This window comes from Thermostichus sp. OS-CIW-33 (genome assembly GCF_054059615.1).
The window spans coordinates 25,128-40,400 of record NZ_JBSSCH010000014.1; the positions used below are offsets into that span (position 1 = coordinate 25,128).

General features: G+C 57.0%; 18 protein-coding genes. 10 read left to right on the forward strand and 8 right to left on the reverse strand.

The window, feature by feature from the left end; all coding sequences use genetic code 11:
- The 6 genes from msrP to gvpA form a co-directional block, all read right to left on the reverse strand.
- Window positions 1-957, reverse strand: a complete 957-nt coding sequence (msrP, locus tag ACVWZG_RS10445) for a protein-methionine-sulfoxide reductase catalytic subunit MsrP (protein ID WP_414407546.1) — start codon at window positions 955-957, stop codon at window positions 1-3.
- Window positions 958-1,281: 324 nt separating this feature from the next.
- A complete protein-coding gene (locus ACVWZG_RS10450) occupies window positions 1,282-1,701 on the reverse strand; it encodes an LptA/OstA family protein (RefSeq protein WP_457406585.1) in 420 nt (139 codons plus the stop codon).
- Window positions 1,702-1,773: 72 nt separating this feature from the next.
- On the reverse strand, window positions 1,774-2,118 hold the full coding sequence (locus tag ACVWZG_RS10455; RefSeq protein ID WP_414389911.1) for a gas vesicle protein: 345 nt from the start codon (window positions 2,116-2,118) through the stop codon (window positions 1,774-1,776).
- Between the two features lie 32 nt (window positions 2,119-2,150).
- Window positions 2,151-3,035, reverse strand: a complete 885-nt coding sequence (gene gvpN / locus ACVWZG_RS10460) for a gas vesicle protein GvpN (protein ID WP_011433426.1) — start codon at window positions 3,033-3,035, stop codon at window positions 2,151-2,153.
- 79 nt (window positions 3,036-3,114) lie between these two features.
- Window positions 3,115-4,140 (reverse strand): gas vesicle protein GvpC, encoded by a 1,026-nt coding sequence (gene gvpC / locus ACVWZG_RS10465; RefSeq protein WP_457406583.1) that lies wholly within the window; start codon window positions 4,138-4,140, stop codon window positions 3,115-3,117.
- 282 nt (window positions 4,141-4,422) lie between these two features.
- A complete protein-coding gene (gene gvpA, locus ACVWZG_RS10470; RefSeq protein ID WP_011429717.1) occupies window positions 4,423-4,641 on the reverse strand; it encodes a gas vesicle structural protein GvpA in 219 nt (72 codons plus the stop codon).
- A gap of 317 nt (window positions 4,642-4,958) precedes the next feature.
- Between gvpA and ACVWZG_RS10475 the strand changes: the two genes are divergently transcribed.
- From ACVWZG_RS10475 to aroH, 6 genes are all read left to right on the forward strand, one after another.
- The gene (locus ACVWZG_RS10475; RefSeq protein WP_414415719.1) at window positions 4,959-5,279 is read left to right on the forward strand and encodes an Hfq-related RNA-binding protein; all 321 of its coding nucleotides are present in this window, start codon (window positions 4,959-4,961) and stop codon (window positions 5,277-5,279) included.
- A 328-nt stretch (window positions 5,280-5,607) separates the two neighbouring features.
- Window positions 5,608-6,291, forward strand: a complete 684-nt coding sequence (locus ACVWZG_RS10480) for a V4R domain-containing protein (RefSeq protein ID WP_414407497.1) — start codon at window positions 5,608-5,610, stop codon at window positions 6,289-6,291.
- Window positions 6,288-6,539 (forward strand): hypothetical protein, encoded by a 252-nt coding sequence (locus ACVWZG_RS10485; RefSeq protein ID WP_414330906.1) that lies wholly within the window; start codon window positions 6,288-6,290, stop codon window positions 6,537-6,539. The genes ACVWZG_RS10480 and ACVWZG_RS10485 overlap by 4 nt, the downstream gene beginning before the upstream one ends.
- A gap of 36 nt (window positions 6,540-6,575) precedes the next feature.
- A complete protein-coding gene (locus ACVWZG_RS10490) occupies window positions 6,576-7,034 on the forward strand; it encodes a hypothetical protein (protein ID WP_457406580.1) in 459 nt (152 codons plus the stop codon).
- A 269-nt stretch (window positions 7,035-7,303) separates the two neighbouring features.
- Complete coding sequence (locus ACVWZG_RS10495) at window positions 7,304-7,990, forward strand: V4R domain-containing protein (RefSeq protein WP_414407007.1); 687 nt, start codon at window positions 7,304-7,306, stop codon at window positions 7,988-7,990.
- Window positions 7,991-8,093: 103 nt separating this feature from the next.
- Entirely contained in the window at window positions 8,094-8,468 is a 375-nt protein-coding gene (gene aroH, locus ACVWZG_RS10500) for a chorismate mutase (RefSeq protein ID WP_457404023.1), read from the forward strand.
- Window positions 8,469-8,852: 384 nt separating this feature from the next.
- Here aroH and ACVWZG_RS10505 read toward each other — a convergent pair whose 3' ends face one another.
- Window positions 8,853-9,254 (reverse strand): hypothetical protein, encoded by a 402-nt coding sequence (locus ACVWZG_RS10505; protein WP_414330894.1) that lies wholly within the window; start codon window positions 9,252-9,254, stop codon window positions 8,853-8,855.
- Window positions 9,255-9,435: 181 nt separating this feature from the next.
- On the opposite strand from ACVWZG_RS10505, the gene ACVWZG_RS10510 reads away from it, so the two are divergent.
- Window positions 9,436-10,242, forward strand: coding sequence for a Ycf66 family protein (locus ACVWZG_RS10510; RefSeq protein WP_457406577.1), 807 nt, complete (start codon window positions 9,436-9,438; stop codon window positions 10,240-10,242).
- Between the two features lie 62 nt (window positions 10,243-10,304).
- Here ACVWZG_RS10510 and ppc read toward each other — a convergent pair whose 3' ends face one another.
- Window positions 10,305-13,241: a phosphoenolpyruvate carboxylase gene (gene ppc / locus ACVWZG_RS10515; protein ID WP_457406575.1), complete on the reverse strand. Its 2,937-nt coding sequence runs from the start codon at window positions 13,239-13,241 to the stop codon at window positions 10,305-10,307.
- Window positions 13,242-13,514: 273 nt separating this feature from the next.
- Between ppc and ACVWZG_RS10520 the strand changes: the two genes are divergently transcribed.
- Genes ACVWZG_RS10520 through ribD form a run of 3 tightly spaced genes read left to right on the forward strand, consistent with a single transcriptional unit; the run spans window position 13,515 to window position 15,207 of the window.
- Complete coding sequence (locus tag ACVWZG_RS10520) at window positions 13,515-13,877, forward strand: amidohydrolase family protein (RefSeq protein ID WP_414329152.1); 363 nt, start codon at window positions 13,515-13,517, stop codon at window positions 13,875-13,877.
- Window positions 13,874-14,068 (forward strand): hypothetical protein, encoded by a 195-nt coding sequence (locus tag ACVWZG_RS10525; RefSeq protein ID WP_457406572.1) that lies wholly within the window; start codon window positions 13,874-13,876, stop codon window positions 14,066-14,068. The genes ACVWZG_RS10520 and ACVWZG_RS10525 overlap by 4 nt, the downstream gene beginning before the upstream one ends.
- Before the next feature lie 26 nt (window positions 14,069-14,094).
- Window positions 14,095-15,207, forward strand: a complete 1,113-nt coding sequence (ribD, locus tag ACVWZG_RS10530) for a bifunctional diaminohydroxyphosphoribosylaminopyrimidine deaminase/5-amino-6-(5-phosphoribosylamino)uracil reductase RibD (protein ID WP_457406672.1) — start codon at window positions 14,095-14,097, stop codon at window positions 15,205-15,207.
- Window positions 15,208-15,273: the final 66 nt, after the last annotated feature.

Genomic DNA, 15,273 nt, shown 5'->3' on the forward strand with positions numbered 1-15,273 from the left:
TCAGCCATATAAGTGGGCAACATACTCTCCGTACCCGTTGTAGGGCAAGGTGGGAACGATTTGCCACTGGGAACGGGATCCGAAACCGATCAAGACTTCCTGCTCCTGTGACCAGCGGGGGTGGGGCACCCTAGGATCCACATTGGCCTCAAATCCATACTCCTCAGGGGCGAGGGTATTCCAAAACGTAGAGGGTTGATGATCCAAAAACTCGATTTTGACGATGGATTTTCCCCCCTTAAAGCCATACTTCCAGGGAACTACCATGCGAATTGGCGCTCCGTGCTGTTTGGGCAACGGCTTGCCATAAACGCCGAGGGCAAAAAAGGCCAACTCGTTGGCCATTTCCTCGATCCGCAACCCTTCCGTGTAGGGCCAAGGCAAGTTGGGGGGCCAGATTGGGCCAGGCATAATTTCCGGATCGTAAAAGGAAGTGAAGCGGACAAATCGAGCCGTCGGCAAAGGATCCACCCGTTCCAGCAACAGCCGCATCGGAAAGCCCAACCACGGCACCACCATCGCCCAGGCTTCCACACAGCGAAAGCGATAGATGCGCTCTTCGAGGGGGAAGTTAAACAGATCTTCCAGGCCCAACCGCTGAGGATGCCGCACCAGCCCGGTAATCTCGACAGTCCAGGGATCCGTGGGCAAAGCCTGTGCAGCCCGCCAGACGCGCTTTCCGGAGCCAAACTCGTAAAAGTTGTTGTAACGAGCAGCTACAATCTCCTCGGTGACGGGCCTGCCCACATCCGAAAAGTGGGGGTTGAGTGGGATCCCCCTCAGCTCTCGTTCTACCGAGGGAGCAGCTCCCCTGCTGCCAAACCCAAAAATAGAAAAACTGGCTCCCACCCCAACGGATCCCAGTTGCGCTAGAAATTGCCGCCGGCTGAAAAACATCTCTTCTGGAGTGACCTGTGCCTCTCGTTGCCAGGGGTGAGGAACTCGGATCCCGAACATCCATCAGCCATCCTTTGATTCAGAGTCAGGGAAAAAGTCTGCCGCCCGAACTACTACATCCTAAATGAATTACTACATCCTAAACGGATCTAAGCCGACATTCCCCGAGCTCGTTTCCAGCGCTGCCCCATGTGTAGTCATTTCAAATGTAGTCATTTCAAACAGCAATGAAACGATTTGTTATGTCTGTCCCTGGCTCCCCTCTCCTTTTGAGAGAGGGGTTGGGGGTGAGGGAAACCCTGCAGGCTGGGATGATCGGTGACGAAATCACGGTATAGCCGTGTTGGCTGAGTCCGTGCTGCTGGAAAAAAGTGTGGGGATCAGCTAAGGACTTGAGCTGGGCTCCGGCAAAACGTAGATGGACTCCACTTGCCGCCCTGCCGATGGCACTGCCTGGATGGTGCCCTTGTCGATGTGGTAAATGACTTTCTCCGCTTGCAACTGATTCTCCCCTTGGTTGATGATGACCTGGCCCTCCAGCTCAATGCGTTGCTCCTGGCTGTAATACACAGCTCTTTGGGCGCGGGCCGTAAGCCGCTCGGCAGGAAAACTGAGGGTGACATTGCCAATGGCCGTAAAAACCCCTGTGTTGGCGTTGGCCTCCTGCACATCGGCGCTGATGCTGATGGCACGGGGATTCTGACCCCAAGCCGGGATCCCAAGGGCCAGCACCACACCCACAGCCCAGCCCAGTGTCTTCAGCCGCTGCCAACTCTTCCGGTCAAGCGTTATCTCCAAAGTCATGCCCCATCACCCCGTCAAACCACCCCAGCAGCCAGTCTAGCTTCTCAATCCTGGTCATAATGGCGGGGCAGCCTACTGATCCGTTCCCTTTCTCCCCTGGGGCAGAGCTTGGGCAAGCTGTCTTTCCAATTCGGCAACGCGCTGCATGAGCTGTCGGTTGGCTTCCAGCAGCTCCCGCGCCTGGCTGTTGAGGTAGGGATCCGACTCCCACCAATTGATGCCGATCTCCTTGGCCTTATCCACCGAAGAAATCAGCAGGCGAATGCGCACATTCAGCAACTCCACATTGCCCACCGAAACGGTGATGTCTCCGGCGATCACAATGCCCTTGTCCAGCACCCGCTCCAGCACATCGGCCAGCGAGGAGCCATGAGTAGCCGTGGTCAAGGGTTGAGAGCTAATCGGCACAGAGTTCATCGACCTCCAAAGTGTACCAACAGGCAAAAGACTCAGCCAGGCAGTTGGTCTAGCAGATAATTCAGCAACTGGGATCCCTCTTCATAGCGCTTGCCAGCCCGGGGCAACAGCACATCCGCACACAAAGCGCGAAAATCGGCATTCTCTTTGCTAACTGCCAGCTCATGTTCCTTGACAATGCGCCCGATCATCAAACAACTGCGCAGGCTGGGGTGGCGCGTCAGATCCAACTTGCGGCGAAAAGCCCGCACAATGTGGACGATCTTGAGGGCGTCGGGGCCGGATAAGCCTATTCGCGAGGTGAGAATCTCCTTTTCGGTCTCGATGTCCGGCTCCCCCATATCGATGGTGATCATCCGATCCAGCAGCGCATCTTGGGCCCTGTGAACCCCGGTATATTCCTCCGGGTTAGAGGTAAAAATGGCCCGGAACTGGGGATGCACCCGCAGATATTCCGAGCGGTTGCTGTCCGGCGGCAACACCAGCAGCCTCTCCTCCAGAGCACTCAGGAGAGCATTGTTGGCCTCAGGGCGGGAGCGATTGAACTCGTCGTAGATGAGGGTAAACCCCTCTCGGCAAGCCAAGGTGAGGCGGGCATCCACCCAGCGCTGCTGCACATCCTCCTCCGTCTTCACCACCGAGTGAATGAAGTTGTCCACCACCCGCCGATGGGTAAAACCGGTGCGCCCCCCGATGAGGTCGGAAGAATCGAAGCGGTCATCCCCATAGATCAGCATGATGGGGCGGCCCAGCAGGCTGGCCAGATGCATCGCCAAAGTGGTTTTGCCCGTACCCGAAGGCCCCCGCAAATGCACCGCAAAGCCCGATTGCAAATAGCGCAAAGCGCGGCGGGTAATCCGCTCAATGTAGGGGGTGTTCACGAACTGGCGGGGACGCGCCTGCAGAACCGTGGCCATGGAGATACTCAACCTCTTTGCTGCCCTAGACTCCTTTGCCTTGACTATAGCCCGGATGTTCTTCCTGCGCTCGGCACAACTAAACTGCGACCGTCCCCGACACCATGCGCCGCAGCGTAGCCAAGATTTCCGAGGGATCCAACCCCAGATCCACCGCGCCGCGGGCCAACAAATCCCGCACCCGTTCCCGATCCCCAATTACCTGCAGCAGGGTCAAGTTGGGATCCTGTGCTTGTAGGGCACTCACATACTTGTTGACATAGTCAAGGATGGGATCTACCTGTTTCTCAACAGTAGGCGGAACTTCAGGGGGTTCGAGCGTTGTCAAACCCCCTGGGGGTTGGGAAACAGAGACCGGGGCGGACGGCTCCACCGGGGCTTGGTCTTCGGCTATGGGCGTTGAGTCAGAGGCAGATATTGGCGCCTCACCGGCAATCTCAACGGAACTGCCAGAACCTTCACCGGAAATGGAGACCTCAGGTTCTGGGGCGAGGACAGGGATCCCATTGCCCCACACCTGCTTATGCAACTCCGCCCGGAAAGTGGCCAGGGATCCCCGCAGGGCCTGGGCCTGGGCTTGCTGTTCCTGAGCCATCTGAGCCAGCTCCTGTCGAGCCATTTGCCGGAGAGCCTGTACCCACTGCCGCAAATCGGCGCAAAAAGACTGCCGCGCTTGCTGAGTTTCGCCGGCCATCGCCTGCCGAGCCTGCGTATAGGTGCTCAGCAAATGCTCCACAGCCGCAGTCAAGTTAGCCCGGAAAGCCTGCAATTGCTGCCGGCTGACTTCCAATTGAGCAGCTCGTTCCTGCTCCAGGCGAGCCAGACTCTCTGCCACCGACTTGGCCCGCTGAGCCGCCGCTTCCGAACGGGAGCATTCGTCCAGGGATCGCCTCACAGCCCGCTCCTGCCTCAGTTTCTGCAATTGGCTGCGGGTTTGCTCCGTCTGGTGCCGTATTGCTTCTTGTCGTTGCTGGCGGCGCTGCCCCAGCTCAACCATCAGGGCTTGGTGCTGCTCTAGGCGCTGCTGCCGGGATCGGCTTAACAAACTTCGGTTTTGAGTCACCCGCCGGCTGCGAGCTATGGCCCATTGTTCCTGCAAACTCATGGTGTTCAATCCCTTTACGTCGTGTTCAATGCTTGGGTGGATACAGCTTCTCTGCCCCTTCAAACTCGATATCCAGCTACCATGCCAGTCTGCAGCCCAACACGTCTGCAAGACTCGATCCCTGAACGAAACCCATGAGAGCAAGGCAGAGACCAGAGGTGGATCCCTGCCTCGCTTTCCGAGAGCCTTCACAGCGGCCAGCTCCAGACCCCCGCCCAAGACCCATGACCCGTCAAACCATCACGGTATTGAAGGCAAGGGGATTGAGTGATTGGGCCAGATTTAGACGGCAGGGGCAGCAGCAGTAGCCGTCAGACCCACAGCCTCAGCGTATTTCAGGTAGGTTTCCACAGAAGCCACAACGACGCGGGCTTCAATGGCCAACAGCTCGATCCCAACCAAAGAAACCCGCACCCAGGCATCGACCACGATACCTTTATCCAAGATGCGATCGATCACTTCGGCCAAGCTGGACGAGGAGTTCACTTTCTCTACTGCCATAACGATCTCTCCTGCACTGATACTGCTGATAATGATGAGGGTTGAAAAGGACAGACAACTCGGCGGCAAAATGGCATGTAGAAGGGATCCCAGCTGAGGATTCACCTTCCCTAGGGCGACAGCCGCACCCTCTATCACCCTAGCCCTATTGTGCTGGCTTTTTTCGGGGAGAACACCCGTAGATTCGCTTAAAAAAGACGGCTAAAAAAGACGGCGAACTCGAAAGGTTTACCGCTTCTCTAAGCGCCATCCCCCCTACATAGTACTCGCCAGCAGAAAAAATGGGCAAAGATGAGGGCGAGTTTTGAGCCCAAGTTGTGGAAGTGTGGTGGAGGGGCAGTGGGAAGCGGCAGGGATCCCCTATACTGGGGGCAGTGGGCTTGCTGACATACCGTTTCTCGCTGGCTGATAGGGCTGTCGTGACCGATTTCAACACCGGGATCCCGAGCGTGCGTCGCCTGCAGAAGGTCATCAAGGATCGGGAAACCCTCGAGGTCAAACTCAATACCGGAGATGTCTTCGTCGGCCAGTTGCGCTGGCAGGATCCCGATTGCCTCTGTTTAGCCGATGCCGAGGGGCGGGAGTCGCTGCTGTGGCGGTCTGCCATTGCTTTCATCAAGGTCAGGCCTCAGTCTTAAGTACTGCTCCGGATCCCTGTACAGCTCTTCTTCCCAATTTTTGAATTGAATAAATCTTTACAACAACTCAGGGCTTTTCTGTCTCCCTCTGAGGGCAGTTTTCTCCAGTTGACCCACTCCTGCTGGGTTTTTGGAGCGGTTGACTACCCTGCCGTCGCCCTGAGTCTATCCCAAAGCCGTCCCCCATTGCTCCGCAACGCTGTTGCAACTGTGTCAGCGGGCCGTAGGCCTTGAGGACGAGGCTTTAGACCCAGTTTTTTGGTAAAAATGCCAATTAAGAAGGGTATGATAAGGAGTGTTAAAAAATCTGATCTCTCCTCACCCAGCCATGACGACTGCCCCCATTGAGATACCTCTTCAGCCTGCCGCCCAACGGCATAACCACTACAGCCGCGAAGACTTTTTTCGCTTTGACCTCTCCCAGGGATCCCTTGTGGACTGGACGGGTGCCCGCAATGTCTTGGTGAGCGAAGACTTTATTCTGGGCTTGCAGCAGGGCCTGGAAGAAGAAGTGGGAGATGCCTCAGCTTCTCTGATGTACACCATCGGTCAAGAGTGGGGACGCAACGATGCTGTCCATTTTTCCCGCTGGTTTGAGGAGGAATATCGGCGCCACCCCAAGCAGAGTAATCTAATGTTTCTCTTGGAAACCTGGTGGTGGCCTCTGACCTCCCAAGGATGGGGGCGCTGGGAGGTGGAGACCGAGAGTCGGCGGCAAGGGTTTATTTTCATCAACCTCTTTGACTCCGCCGTGGCCCGCACCCTGGGGGATGTCGGTAAACCTGTCTGTCATCTTTACGCCGGATTATTTGCCGGCTTTTTTAGCACCATGGTGGAACGGCAGCTCAACTGCATCGAGATCCAGTGCTATTCTATGGGGGAAAGCTACTGCAAGTTTTTGCTCGGCAGCAAAGATCGCATTGATGCGGCTGCCTTCTGGCTGAACGAAGGGGCCAGTGCTGGTGAAATTGCCCAAAAATTGCGTTCAGGTCAGGGAGTAGCTAAGGCATGACCTGGAAGATTACTTTAGAGGATTCGGTGCAGAGCTTTTTTGCCCGTCTAAATTGGGATAACCGCCCCCTACAGATGCGCTCTCTGCCAATGCCTTTTCTGCAAGTGCGGGAGCATTTTGGTTCCATCCCCTGGGCGGGGGATCCCCTGAGTTTGGCTGCGCATTCTCTGGGATCCCTGTCGGCAGCACCAGAACCCGAGCCGGCAGAAGAACAGATCACCTTGGCAGATCTGTTCAGCTTGTTTTGAGTCTCCTAGCACCCACCGACCTCCGGGAGAAGCGAGATGGTAAGCCCCTTGGAGCAGATGCTGATCGAGTCGGAAGCCCGCTACCTCAAGCCAGAGGAGCTGGAGCATCTGAAGGCCTATGTTCTCGGCTGGCCAAAACGACAACATGTGTACCGAGTTTTGCGGGAACGGGAGAGCCAGGTGGTGAGCCAAACCCTAGATGCCCTGCAAAAGGAGATGCCCGACCTTTCTCCCCAAGTGTTGGATCTGTGCCGGCGACACCTGCTGTTGCTGCTGCGTCACAGCGCTATGGCCATGTTGCTGCAGGACGAAAACCTCCTGAAAGAGCGGCTGCTCGAGTGGATGGAAGAAGAGGTGCGCCTGTACGGACTGCAGAGGGTTTATGAGGTTGCCTATCGGATTTTCCAGCAAGAGCTGAGAGACCATCTGGCCCCTGGAGAGTTGGAGTTTATCCGCCCTTTGATCACCCAGGTACAGGTGGCCTTACTGTTTTAGAGCTAGATACTTTTTTGCTTTTTGCATTTTTCGGTGCTAGAGCGCTCTATCTCAACTAGCCGGAGACTTCAGTGTCGTTGGAGTTAATGTTAGCGTTGTAGTAAATCTGCCCAAGGGGTATTCAATTGCTGGAGGGATCGCCATAAGATTTGGAGCGTAAACAACCGTTCTCCCAGCTCAACAACCAACGAACTGTCAACTGCACCCTGCTCCTATTTGGATGCTTAAAGCTCAATAACGACTTGGATTGGATAACCAGGGGATCCCTTATGACCGGCACTAGCTCTATCTCCAATGGCTCAGTCACCTTTGATCCCTACACGCCCGTTTTGGCCAACTACTACACACCCAGCGCTTATCTGCGAAGCGATTTGGAATCGGGCTTACTGGAAAGTCGCCACGGTGAACGTCTCTTGGCCCTTCCAGAAGCATTGCTGCGGGGCATCTACACGGGCCTGGAATACGAGACTGGCCAGGCTGCTCGTTTGGTATTGCGCAACTGTGGTCGGATGTGGGGCAAGGAGTTTTTCCGCCGTTTTGCCCAAGAACTCTCCGACTACTACCAGAAGCCTTTGGCCGAGCTGGAGATGGGCCTTTTCCTGCAAAGTCTGAGACAAGCTTGGAAAACTCATGGCTGGGGATTGATCGAGATCGACTGGACTTACAAAGATCAAGGAGTGCTGGTGGTGTCGATTCGCAATTCCCCCTTCGCTGCCGTCACGCCTCCCCATTTCAAGCGGCCGATGGGCTTTCTGGAGGCAGGGCTGTTGGCCACCTGGTTTAGCCAGCTAACCGGCCAGGATTTGCTCTGCGTGCAAACCGCCAGCGAGGCTTTGGGAGCGAAGAGCAATTTGTTTGTCGTGACCGCTGCTGCCCGCCTCAAAGAGGGAGAAGCCTGGGTGGACTCCGGCCTCAGCCACGAGCAGATCCTGGAAAAGCTCCTGCAGCCCAGCTAGGCGATGGGGGCTGGTTTTCCCCAGAGGGATGGGATCCCAACAGGGATGAGTCTGTATAATTTTCTGGAAGCAAGGCGAGCTCAAGCGCGCGAGGGTGTGGCCATTGGGGTGGCGAGTCAGAGCAATTCGGGGAGCCATCACCGTACCTACAAACAGTGCCGAGGCCATTGGCGCGGCGGTGGCTGAGCTGCTGGATACGCTAGAGCACCGCAACGCCTTCGATCCGGCTGAGTTGGTCAGCGTTATTTTTTCCGTTACTCCTGATTTAAATGCAGCTTTTCCCGCCCAGTTTGCTCGTCGTCGCCCCGGTTGGGAGTCGGTGCCTCTGTTGGATGTGCAACAGATGGAGGTGAGCGGCGACTTACCCCGTTGCATTCGGGTTTTGATCCAGTTGAATACTCCACTTGCTCAAGCGGACATGCAGCATGTTTATCTGCGAGGTGCCCGCGAGTTAAGGCCAGATCTCAGCACTGTTTGATCGATCCATACAGCACCAGCACAGGGTTGACACTCTCACCGACTAAAGTCGGGGGATTTCTACACTGGAGGTGGGACAGTCTGTTGCCATGGGCAACATGGGGCATGATGGATCCCGGATTTGCCCCGCTTATTCTGGGGGAAAAGAATGGCTTAACTCAAGTTGATCCGGGTCGTATCACTACTGATTTGGGAAGGCGCAGAACATCCAGATTCACTCATAGACTTACTTGGACTTACAGTCATTTTAAACAGGTATGAAACATTTCCATCCAGCTCCCCTTTCTTTTTGGGAGATGGGGTGATGGCAGCGGCACAGAGCACTTGGGGGGCTTCTCAATTAGCTTAAAATGACTCTACTTAAGATAAGAGTAGATCTGAGAGCTCAAGGAGACAGCTTTTCTCGCAGACGGTTTTCCCACTGTTGCAGTTGCTCTTGGCGAGCGGCCACCTCTGCTTCGCGACGGCTCAGCTCTTGGCTTTGCCGAGTCAAGGATTGCCGCCAGCTTTCAATCTCCGACAGATCCACCAGACTGTGGGTTCGGGATAGGTTGTGCAACATCTCCACCAGCTTCATGGCTGCCTCTTCCACCCGCCGTACCTGCCGCTCTTCCGAAAGCTCAACCAGCAGCAACACCCCAATGTTGTAAGGGCCAACCTCTTTGCAGGTGACCCCTTCTGGCTTGCGCAGCGGCATCCAAACCCCGTCCTCGGCCTGCCGGGCCAAGAGCTGCAGCTCCCCCTGGCCGAAGAGACTTTTTTTGTGTACCCGTGCCAGATACAGCATGGAACATGCAGGAAGATGCTGCCGATTTTAGCACCGATCCCTTTTATTGAAGAGGGATCCCGTCCCTACACCCAAACCTGGGTTTTGTTGTCCGTGCCACCAGGAGGATCAATGCTAGGATCGGCTGTGGAATGGATAAGGCTCAACGCTCTCCCGTCTTCATCGTTTAGGGATCCCTGGCATGTTTCTCACCCAAAGCCCCTACTTCTTGATGGCAGCGCTGGTGGCTATTGCCAGTGGAGCCATCTTCGCGGTTCGGTTCATCAAGCGAGAGGCCTCCGCTGAGTATGACGTGATTTTTGCCACGATGGGCCTGATCTATTCCGTCTGCTTGCTCTTGGAAGGTCAGCGGCTCATCCCGTTGCTGTTCTTTGCCCAGGTGCTGTTGGCGGTGATGGCCGGCTGGTTTGCCCTCGAAACTTTCCGGTTGCGCATCCTCTTGAGTGAAAAGGCACGGCAGGTGGGCGGGGCTCGTCCGACCGTTCGGCGGCAAGGCTTTGTCCGCACCTATCCCCCGGATGGCTATGCCCAAGGACGCACGGTTTCCACTCGAGCCGAGGGATCCCGTATTCGCGATACATCCTCTTACAGTCGCTCCATTCCTGGGCGCAGTGGTGAAGATCCTAGCCGTCGCCCGCGGCCCCAACTGACCAGCGATACCCGTGTGCGTCCCCGCCGCCGACCCGAAGGGGATGAGTATTACGAGGAACCAGGATCCCGCCTGCGTCAGGACACCGACTACGATGAGCCGGCTCCGCCGCCAGAGGCCCGCCGCCCCCGTCGTCCTGCCACCGAAGAGTATCCAGAGGATGTGGATGTGCAGGAAGAGCGCAGCACAGGTACAGCTACCCGCCGCCGTCCCCCACGGCTGCCCCAAGACCAAGGGGAAAGCTACGCAGATGAACCCCCCCGCCGTCCTTCCCGCCGCGTTGTCGAAGTAGAGCCAGTAGAAGTGGAGCCAGAAGAGTATGATGACGATCTGTTCTGATAGGCTCTCAATGCCGATCTGAACTTGATAGAAGCAGCGCCAGGGTCAATTAGTCGGATCCCTCAGCCTGTGTTGCGCATCCCGGCGGCAATGCCGTTAATGGTAAGTAAAGCTCCACGCAGAAGTTCAGCTCGGTCGTAGCGTGTTCGTCCGGTGCGGGATCCCTGATGCTCTCGCAGGCGCTTGAGGAGGGAGACTTGGATAAAGCCGAGGGGCACAATAGAGCGGTTGCGCAACTGCACCGAGCGCTTCAAATAAGGGTCGTTCTCCAACAGTTCGCTGTGACCCGTAATCTGCAGCACTATTGTGCGGGTGCGGTGCATTTCTTGGGCAATACACTCAAACAGCTCCATCGCCCGCTCTAGACGTTCTGGAGAGCTCATCTCCCGCACGTAGTGACGCGCTATTTGCAAATCCACCTTGGCCAAGGTCATCTCCACTTTGGAGATCACCATGCGGAAGAAAGGCCATTCGCGATAGAGGTGCTGCAGGTGGTTGAGGTTGTGCTCGCCCCTGGCCACGTATTCCTGTAGGGCGGTGCCAACCCCATACCAGGCCGGCAAGAGAAAGCGGCTTTGCGTCCAACTGAATACCCAGGGAATGGCCCGCAGGGATCCGATGTCTTTTTGGCTACCGCTGCGGCGGGCGGGACGGGAGCTGATCTGCAGTTGGCTGATCTCTTCAATGGGGGTGACCTCGTGGAAAAACTCCACAAAGCCCTCCTGCTCGTAGACCAGGTTACGGTACACCTGCCGGGAGCGCTCCGCCAAGGATTCCATCAGGCGCGACCACTCGTGCAGATCGTTGGGGTAGGTGCGCAGTAGGCTGGCCTGGATCACGGCGCTGGTGACGGTTTCCAGGTTAAAAATGGCCAGATCCTGGAGGGAATACTTGGAGGCCAACACCTCTCCCTGTTCGGTAATTTTGATGCGGCCCCCCACACTGCGCCCTGGCTGAGCCAAGATGGCCTCGTAAGCCGGGCCCCCTCCACGGCCCACCGAACCGCCCCGGCCATGGAAGATCTGCAGCTTCACCCCGTAGGATTCGGCCACCGTCTGCAGGCGTTGTTGAGCCTTGTAAATCTCCCAGTTGCTGCTCAAAAAGCCGGAATCTTTGTTGCTATCGGAGTAGCCCAGCATCACCTCCTGCAGATTTCCCTGCTGAGCCAAGTACTGGCGATAGAAAGGGATCTCCAGCAACTGCCGCAAAACTTCCGGGGCCCGCTTCAGGTCTTCGACGGTCTCAAACAGCGGCACCACCGCCAGGGATCCGCGACCGCTAATGGGATCGTAGAGACCCACCTCCTTGGCCATCAGCAGCACCTCCAACAGGTCGCTTAACTGGCGGCTCATGCTGATTACATAGGTTTGGCAAATGGCCAAGCCGAATTCCTGCTGCATGCGGCGCAGGGTGCGAAAGGTGGCGATCAGCTCTGCCGTTTTCTCGGAAAAGGCGATCTCCAGCGGTATCAGAGGCCGACGGGTTTGCAGCTCCTGCAGGAGAAAGGCGGTTTTTTCCTCTTCCGTCATCTCGCTGTAGGGGCGCGGCAAAATGCGCAGGTACTCGAAAATCTCCGTGAGAGCGGCTTCGTGGTAGCTGCTGTCTTGGCGGATATCCAGATGGGCCAGGTGAAAGCCAAACACCTGTACCTGTTGAATGAGATGATCCAACTGACGGCAGGAAAGGCCGCTGTTTTTCAAGCTTTTCTGGATAAGCTGCAAGTCGGCCAGGAATTCTTCCGCGTTGGCATAGGCGTTGTCCACGGGGGGAGGGGTGGGCAAACAAGCGGAGTCGGCCAAGTTGCGGTTGCGCTCCCGCGTTAACTCCAGCCGCCGCTGAATGTAGCTGAGCTTGAGGCGGTAGGGCTCTTGGCGGTATTGCAGCGAAAACGATTCGTAAACCTCAGGCATGAGGCGGTGATCCTGCTCAAGGGCATCCAGCAGTTGGCTGTCCACATCCCCCCAGTGCAGGGAAATGCTCAGGGTTTTGGTGAGAGCCTTCACCGATTCGATGTACTTGCCCAGGATGAGGTTGCGCTGATAGCGGGCCGTTTGCCAGGTAACATCGGCGGTGACGGAAGGGTTGCCATCCCGATCCCCGCCTACCCACGAGCCGAAGTTGCAAAATCCTGCCGGCGGTGGCTCGACGCTGGGAAAAGCTTTTTTCAGGCTGCGGCTGAGGTACTCGTGCAGCAGGGGGATGGCCTGAAACAACACCTCTTCAAAATAGTGCAAAGTGTAATCGACTTCGTTCAAAACAGTCGGCTTGGACTGATGCAACTCGTCGGTGCGCCACCAAAGCAAGACTTCTTCCGCCATCTGTTCTTTTATCATCTGGGCCTGCAAAGGCTGGGTTTGTTCTGCCCAATCCAGTTGGCCGAGCAGGCGAGAGAAAGCTCGTTGCTTCTCGCGGATGGTGTGGCGGACGATCTCGGTGGGGTGGGCGGTAAAGACCATGCGAATGTGCAACTGCTCCAGCAATCTGCGCAGTAGGCCCGGCGGCACCCCTTGGGCCCGCAGGTAAGGGAACAGCCGTTCAAATTTTTCGTTTTCTCGCACGGTACGTTGTTGGCTATCCACCATGCGCATGTCCGAGTCTTCTGCCCGTTCGTAGTGCTGTTCAACAATGTTGATCAACTGGAAGAAGAGGGCAAAGGCCCGTGCCGTTTGGATGGTGGCGTCGAGGCTGAGGTACTCGATAATTTGTAGTACCTCTGGGATCGGGTACTCCAGGGCTTGTCCTTCTGGGGAACACATGGAACGCAGCCGCTGCAACAGATCCACCAGAGACTGACCACACTCCTGTAGAATCACCGATTCCCAGAGTTCTTCCACCAATTGCAGGCGACGGTTCAACAGGTTGTTCCTGCGGTTGAAGGCTTCGTTGACTTGAAGGGAATGGGCCAAGGGATCCCGTTCCCCAAACAGGGATGCCTCCTTCAGCCCGTTGGCAGAACCCGCTGCCCCCTCTGCAGCGGTCAGGTGGGGGGAAGAGGTCATGAAGGCAGCTCCTAGAATAACCATCCCAATATTAGAGCCTGTTTGTCGAAACGGCAGATGTAGCAGGTATCACGCTCAGATTGCGGTCTTCTCCGCGTCGGATTTTGTAGTTGAGCCTACAAATTGCAAGAAAAAAGTGTTTTACCTTGCCGCAATACCGGTCTAACGCCTTGTTGACAGGAGTTCTGGTGGCTGCCACCCTGTTTATCAACGCACATCTGCTGGATCCCGACCAGGGATTGGACAAAATCGGGCAACTGGGTTTTCACGTCGGTGGGAGATTTTTGTCTGCCGGCGGATGAGGCGGGGATCCGCTCAGGGGTGACCACGGTGGTGGAGGCGGGGATCACCTTCCCGGCGTTTTGTGCAACGGTGGCGTCAACTGCCCAGACGCGGGTTTATGCTTTGATCCTTACTCTGCTCTACATCGCCACTGCGGATTTCATCGCCCACCGCCTCAGGCTGGCTGTGGATTGGAAAAATCAAGATCTGGATCGGGCCAGAGCAGTGATCGAGACCCATCGCCAGGTGGTGGTTGGCCGCAAGGCTCGTCCCACCCTCAAGCTGGGAGAGAGGGAATCACCCACGCTCACTTCCGCTCTGATTCTTGGCGAAGAATATGCCTGCCGATCATGATTCATCTGGGCCGCTTCCCGATGGATGAGGTGTTGGATCCCTTCGATTTGTTGGATCGCCTGCGTTCGGGAGAGATTGTCAGCAACGAACAAAAGGCCCGCGCCCGCGACTACGCATTGCAGGTGGTAGAGCTAGAATCCAAGGCAATTGCAGCTTTCAACCGCAAGCTGGCAGCCTTGTCACTGCTTTGAGCCACTCTGGATTGGATGCCCATTTTGTGATCTCGGATCAGCAGTGGATGGAACGGTGTCTATCCCTGGCCCGTTCCACACCTCAGCGTCCCTCTCCCAATCCGCGGGTGAGTTGCGTGATCGTGCAGGGGGATCGGGTGGTGGGGGAAGGCGTTCATCCGGGGGCAGGGCAGCCCCATGCGGAGGTGTTGGCTCTGCAACAGGCGGGATCCCTGGCCAGAGGGGCAACGCTCTACGTCAACCTGGAGCCCTGCAACCACTATGGCCGTACCCCTCCCTGTACCGAGGCCATCCTAGCTGCCGGGATCCGGCGGGTTGTGGTGGGGATGCAGGATCCCAATCCCTTGGTGGCTGGCAAAGGGATCCGCCGCCTGCAGGAGGCGGGGATCGACGTGACGGTGGGAGTGCTGGAGCGGGAGTGCCAGGAGCTGAACGAGGGGTTTGCCTTCGCCATTGTGCGGCAACAGTGTTTCGGCCTGCTGAAATACGCCATGACCCTGGATGGCAAGAGCGCCGCCGCCACCGGCCACAGCCGCTGGATCAGCAACTCTCCGGCGCGGCAGTGGGTACACCAACAGCGGGCCTGGCATGATGCCGTCATCGTTGGATCCCGAACCGTTTGGCAGGATAATCCGCGCCTCACCTGTCGTCTGGCGGAGTTGCAGGGATCCCAGCCGTTGCGGGTGGTCCTCAGCCGTTCCCTGAACCTACCTCCCGTCGCCCATCTGTGGCAGGTGGAAGAAGCGCCGACGTTGGTGATCACAGAAGCTGTGGCAACCCATCCTTTGTGGGGATCCCTGGCCAAGCAGGGGGTGGAGCTGCTGCATCTGCCCCAAGTAACCCCCTCGCGGGCGGCACAGGTGCTCTTTCAGCGGGGGTGTCTGAGTGCCCTCTGGGAATGCGGGGGCACGCTGGCCTGGGCAGCCCTCAAAGATGGGGCGATCCAGAAAGTAGCCGCCTTCATCGCTCCCAAGATCCTAGGCGGAGCCGCTGCGCCAACCCCGGTAGCAGGCGAGGGGATCCCTGATGTAAACCAAAGCTGGCAACTGGTGGAGCCGCGGCTGGAGACCTTGGGGGATAACTGGCTAATTACCGGAAAGATCTCCTCTTCAGTTGGCCACAGTAACCTACTAAAGTGACCAGCTTTCGATTGCCATACAGGGAGCTTCAGGTTTCTGAACGAACAGGCTGATATCTGTTCAATG

What these genes read in the sequence shown, in the direction of transcription:
- ACVWZG_RS10525 (WP_457406572.1), top strand. Translation starts at nt 13,874, where the DNA reads ATGATTCATCTGGGCCGCTTCCCGATGGATGAGGTGTTGGATCCCTTC.
- ACVWZG_RS10485 (WP_414330906.1), top strand. Translation starts at nt 6,288, where the DNA reads ATGACCTGGAAGATTACTTTAGAGGATTCGGTGCAGAGCTTTTTTGCC.
- ACVWZG_RS10480 (WP_414407497.1), top strand. Translation starts at nt 5,608, where the DNA reads ATGACGACTGCCCCCATTGAGATACCTCTTCAGCCTGCCGCCCAACGG.
- ACVWZG_RS10495 (WP_414407007.1), top strand. Translation starts at nt 7,304, where the DNA reads ATGACCGGCACTAGCTCTATCTCCAATGGCTCAGTCACCTTTGATCCC.
- ACVWZG_RS10450 (WP_457406585.1), bottom strand. Translation starts at nt 1,701, where the DNA reads ATGACTTTGGAGATAACGCTTGACCGGAAGAGTTGGCAGCGGCTGAAG.
- ACVWZG_RS10505 (WP_414330894.1), bottom strand. Translation starts at nt 9,254, where the DNA reads ATGCTGTATCTGGCACGGGTACACAAAAAAAGTCTCTTCGGCCAGGGG.
- ACVWZG_RS10455 (WP_414389911.1), bottom strand. Translation starts at nt 2,118, where the DNA reads ATGAACTCTGTGCCGATTAGCTCTCAACCCTTGACCACGGCTACTCAT.
- gvpA (WP_011429717.1), bottom strand. Translation starts at nt 4,641, where the DNA reads ATGGCAGTAGAGAAAGTGAACTCCTCGTCCAGCTTGGCCGAAGTGATC.
- gvpC (WP_457406583.1), bottom strand. Translation starts at nt 4,140, where the DNA reads ATGAGTTTGCAGGAACAATGGGCCATAGCTCGCAGCCGGCGGGTGACT.
- ACVWZG_RS10490 (WP_457406580.1), top strand. Translation starts at nt 6,576, where the DNA reads ATGGTAAGCCCCTTGGAGCAGATGCTGATCGAGTCGGAAGCCCGCTAC.
- gvpN (WP_011433426.1), bottom strand. Translation starts at nt 3,035, where the DNA reads ATGGCCACGGTTCTGCAGGCGCGTCCCCGCCAGTTCGTGAACACCCCC.
- ACVWZG_RS10510 (WP_457406577.1), top strand. Translation starts at nt 9,436, where the DNA reads ATGTTTCTCACCCAAAGCCCCTACTTCTTGATGGCAGCGCTGGTGGCT.
- ppc (WP_457406575.1), bottom strand. Translation starts at nt 13,241, where the DNA reads ATGACCTCTTCCCCCCACCTGACCGCTGCAGAGGGGGCAGCGGGTTCT.
- msrP (WP_414407546.1), bottom strand. Translation starts at nt 957, where the DNA reads ATGTTCGGGATCCGAGTTCCTCACCCCTGGCAACGAGAGGCACAGGTC.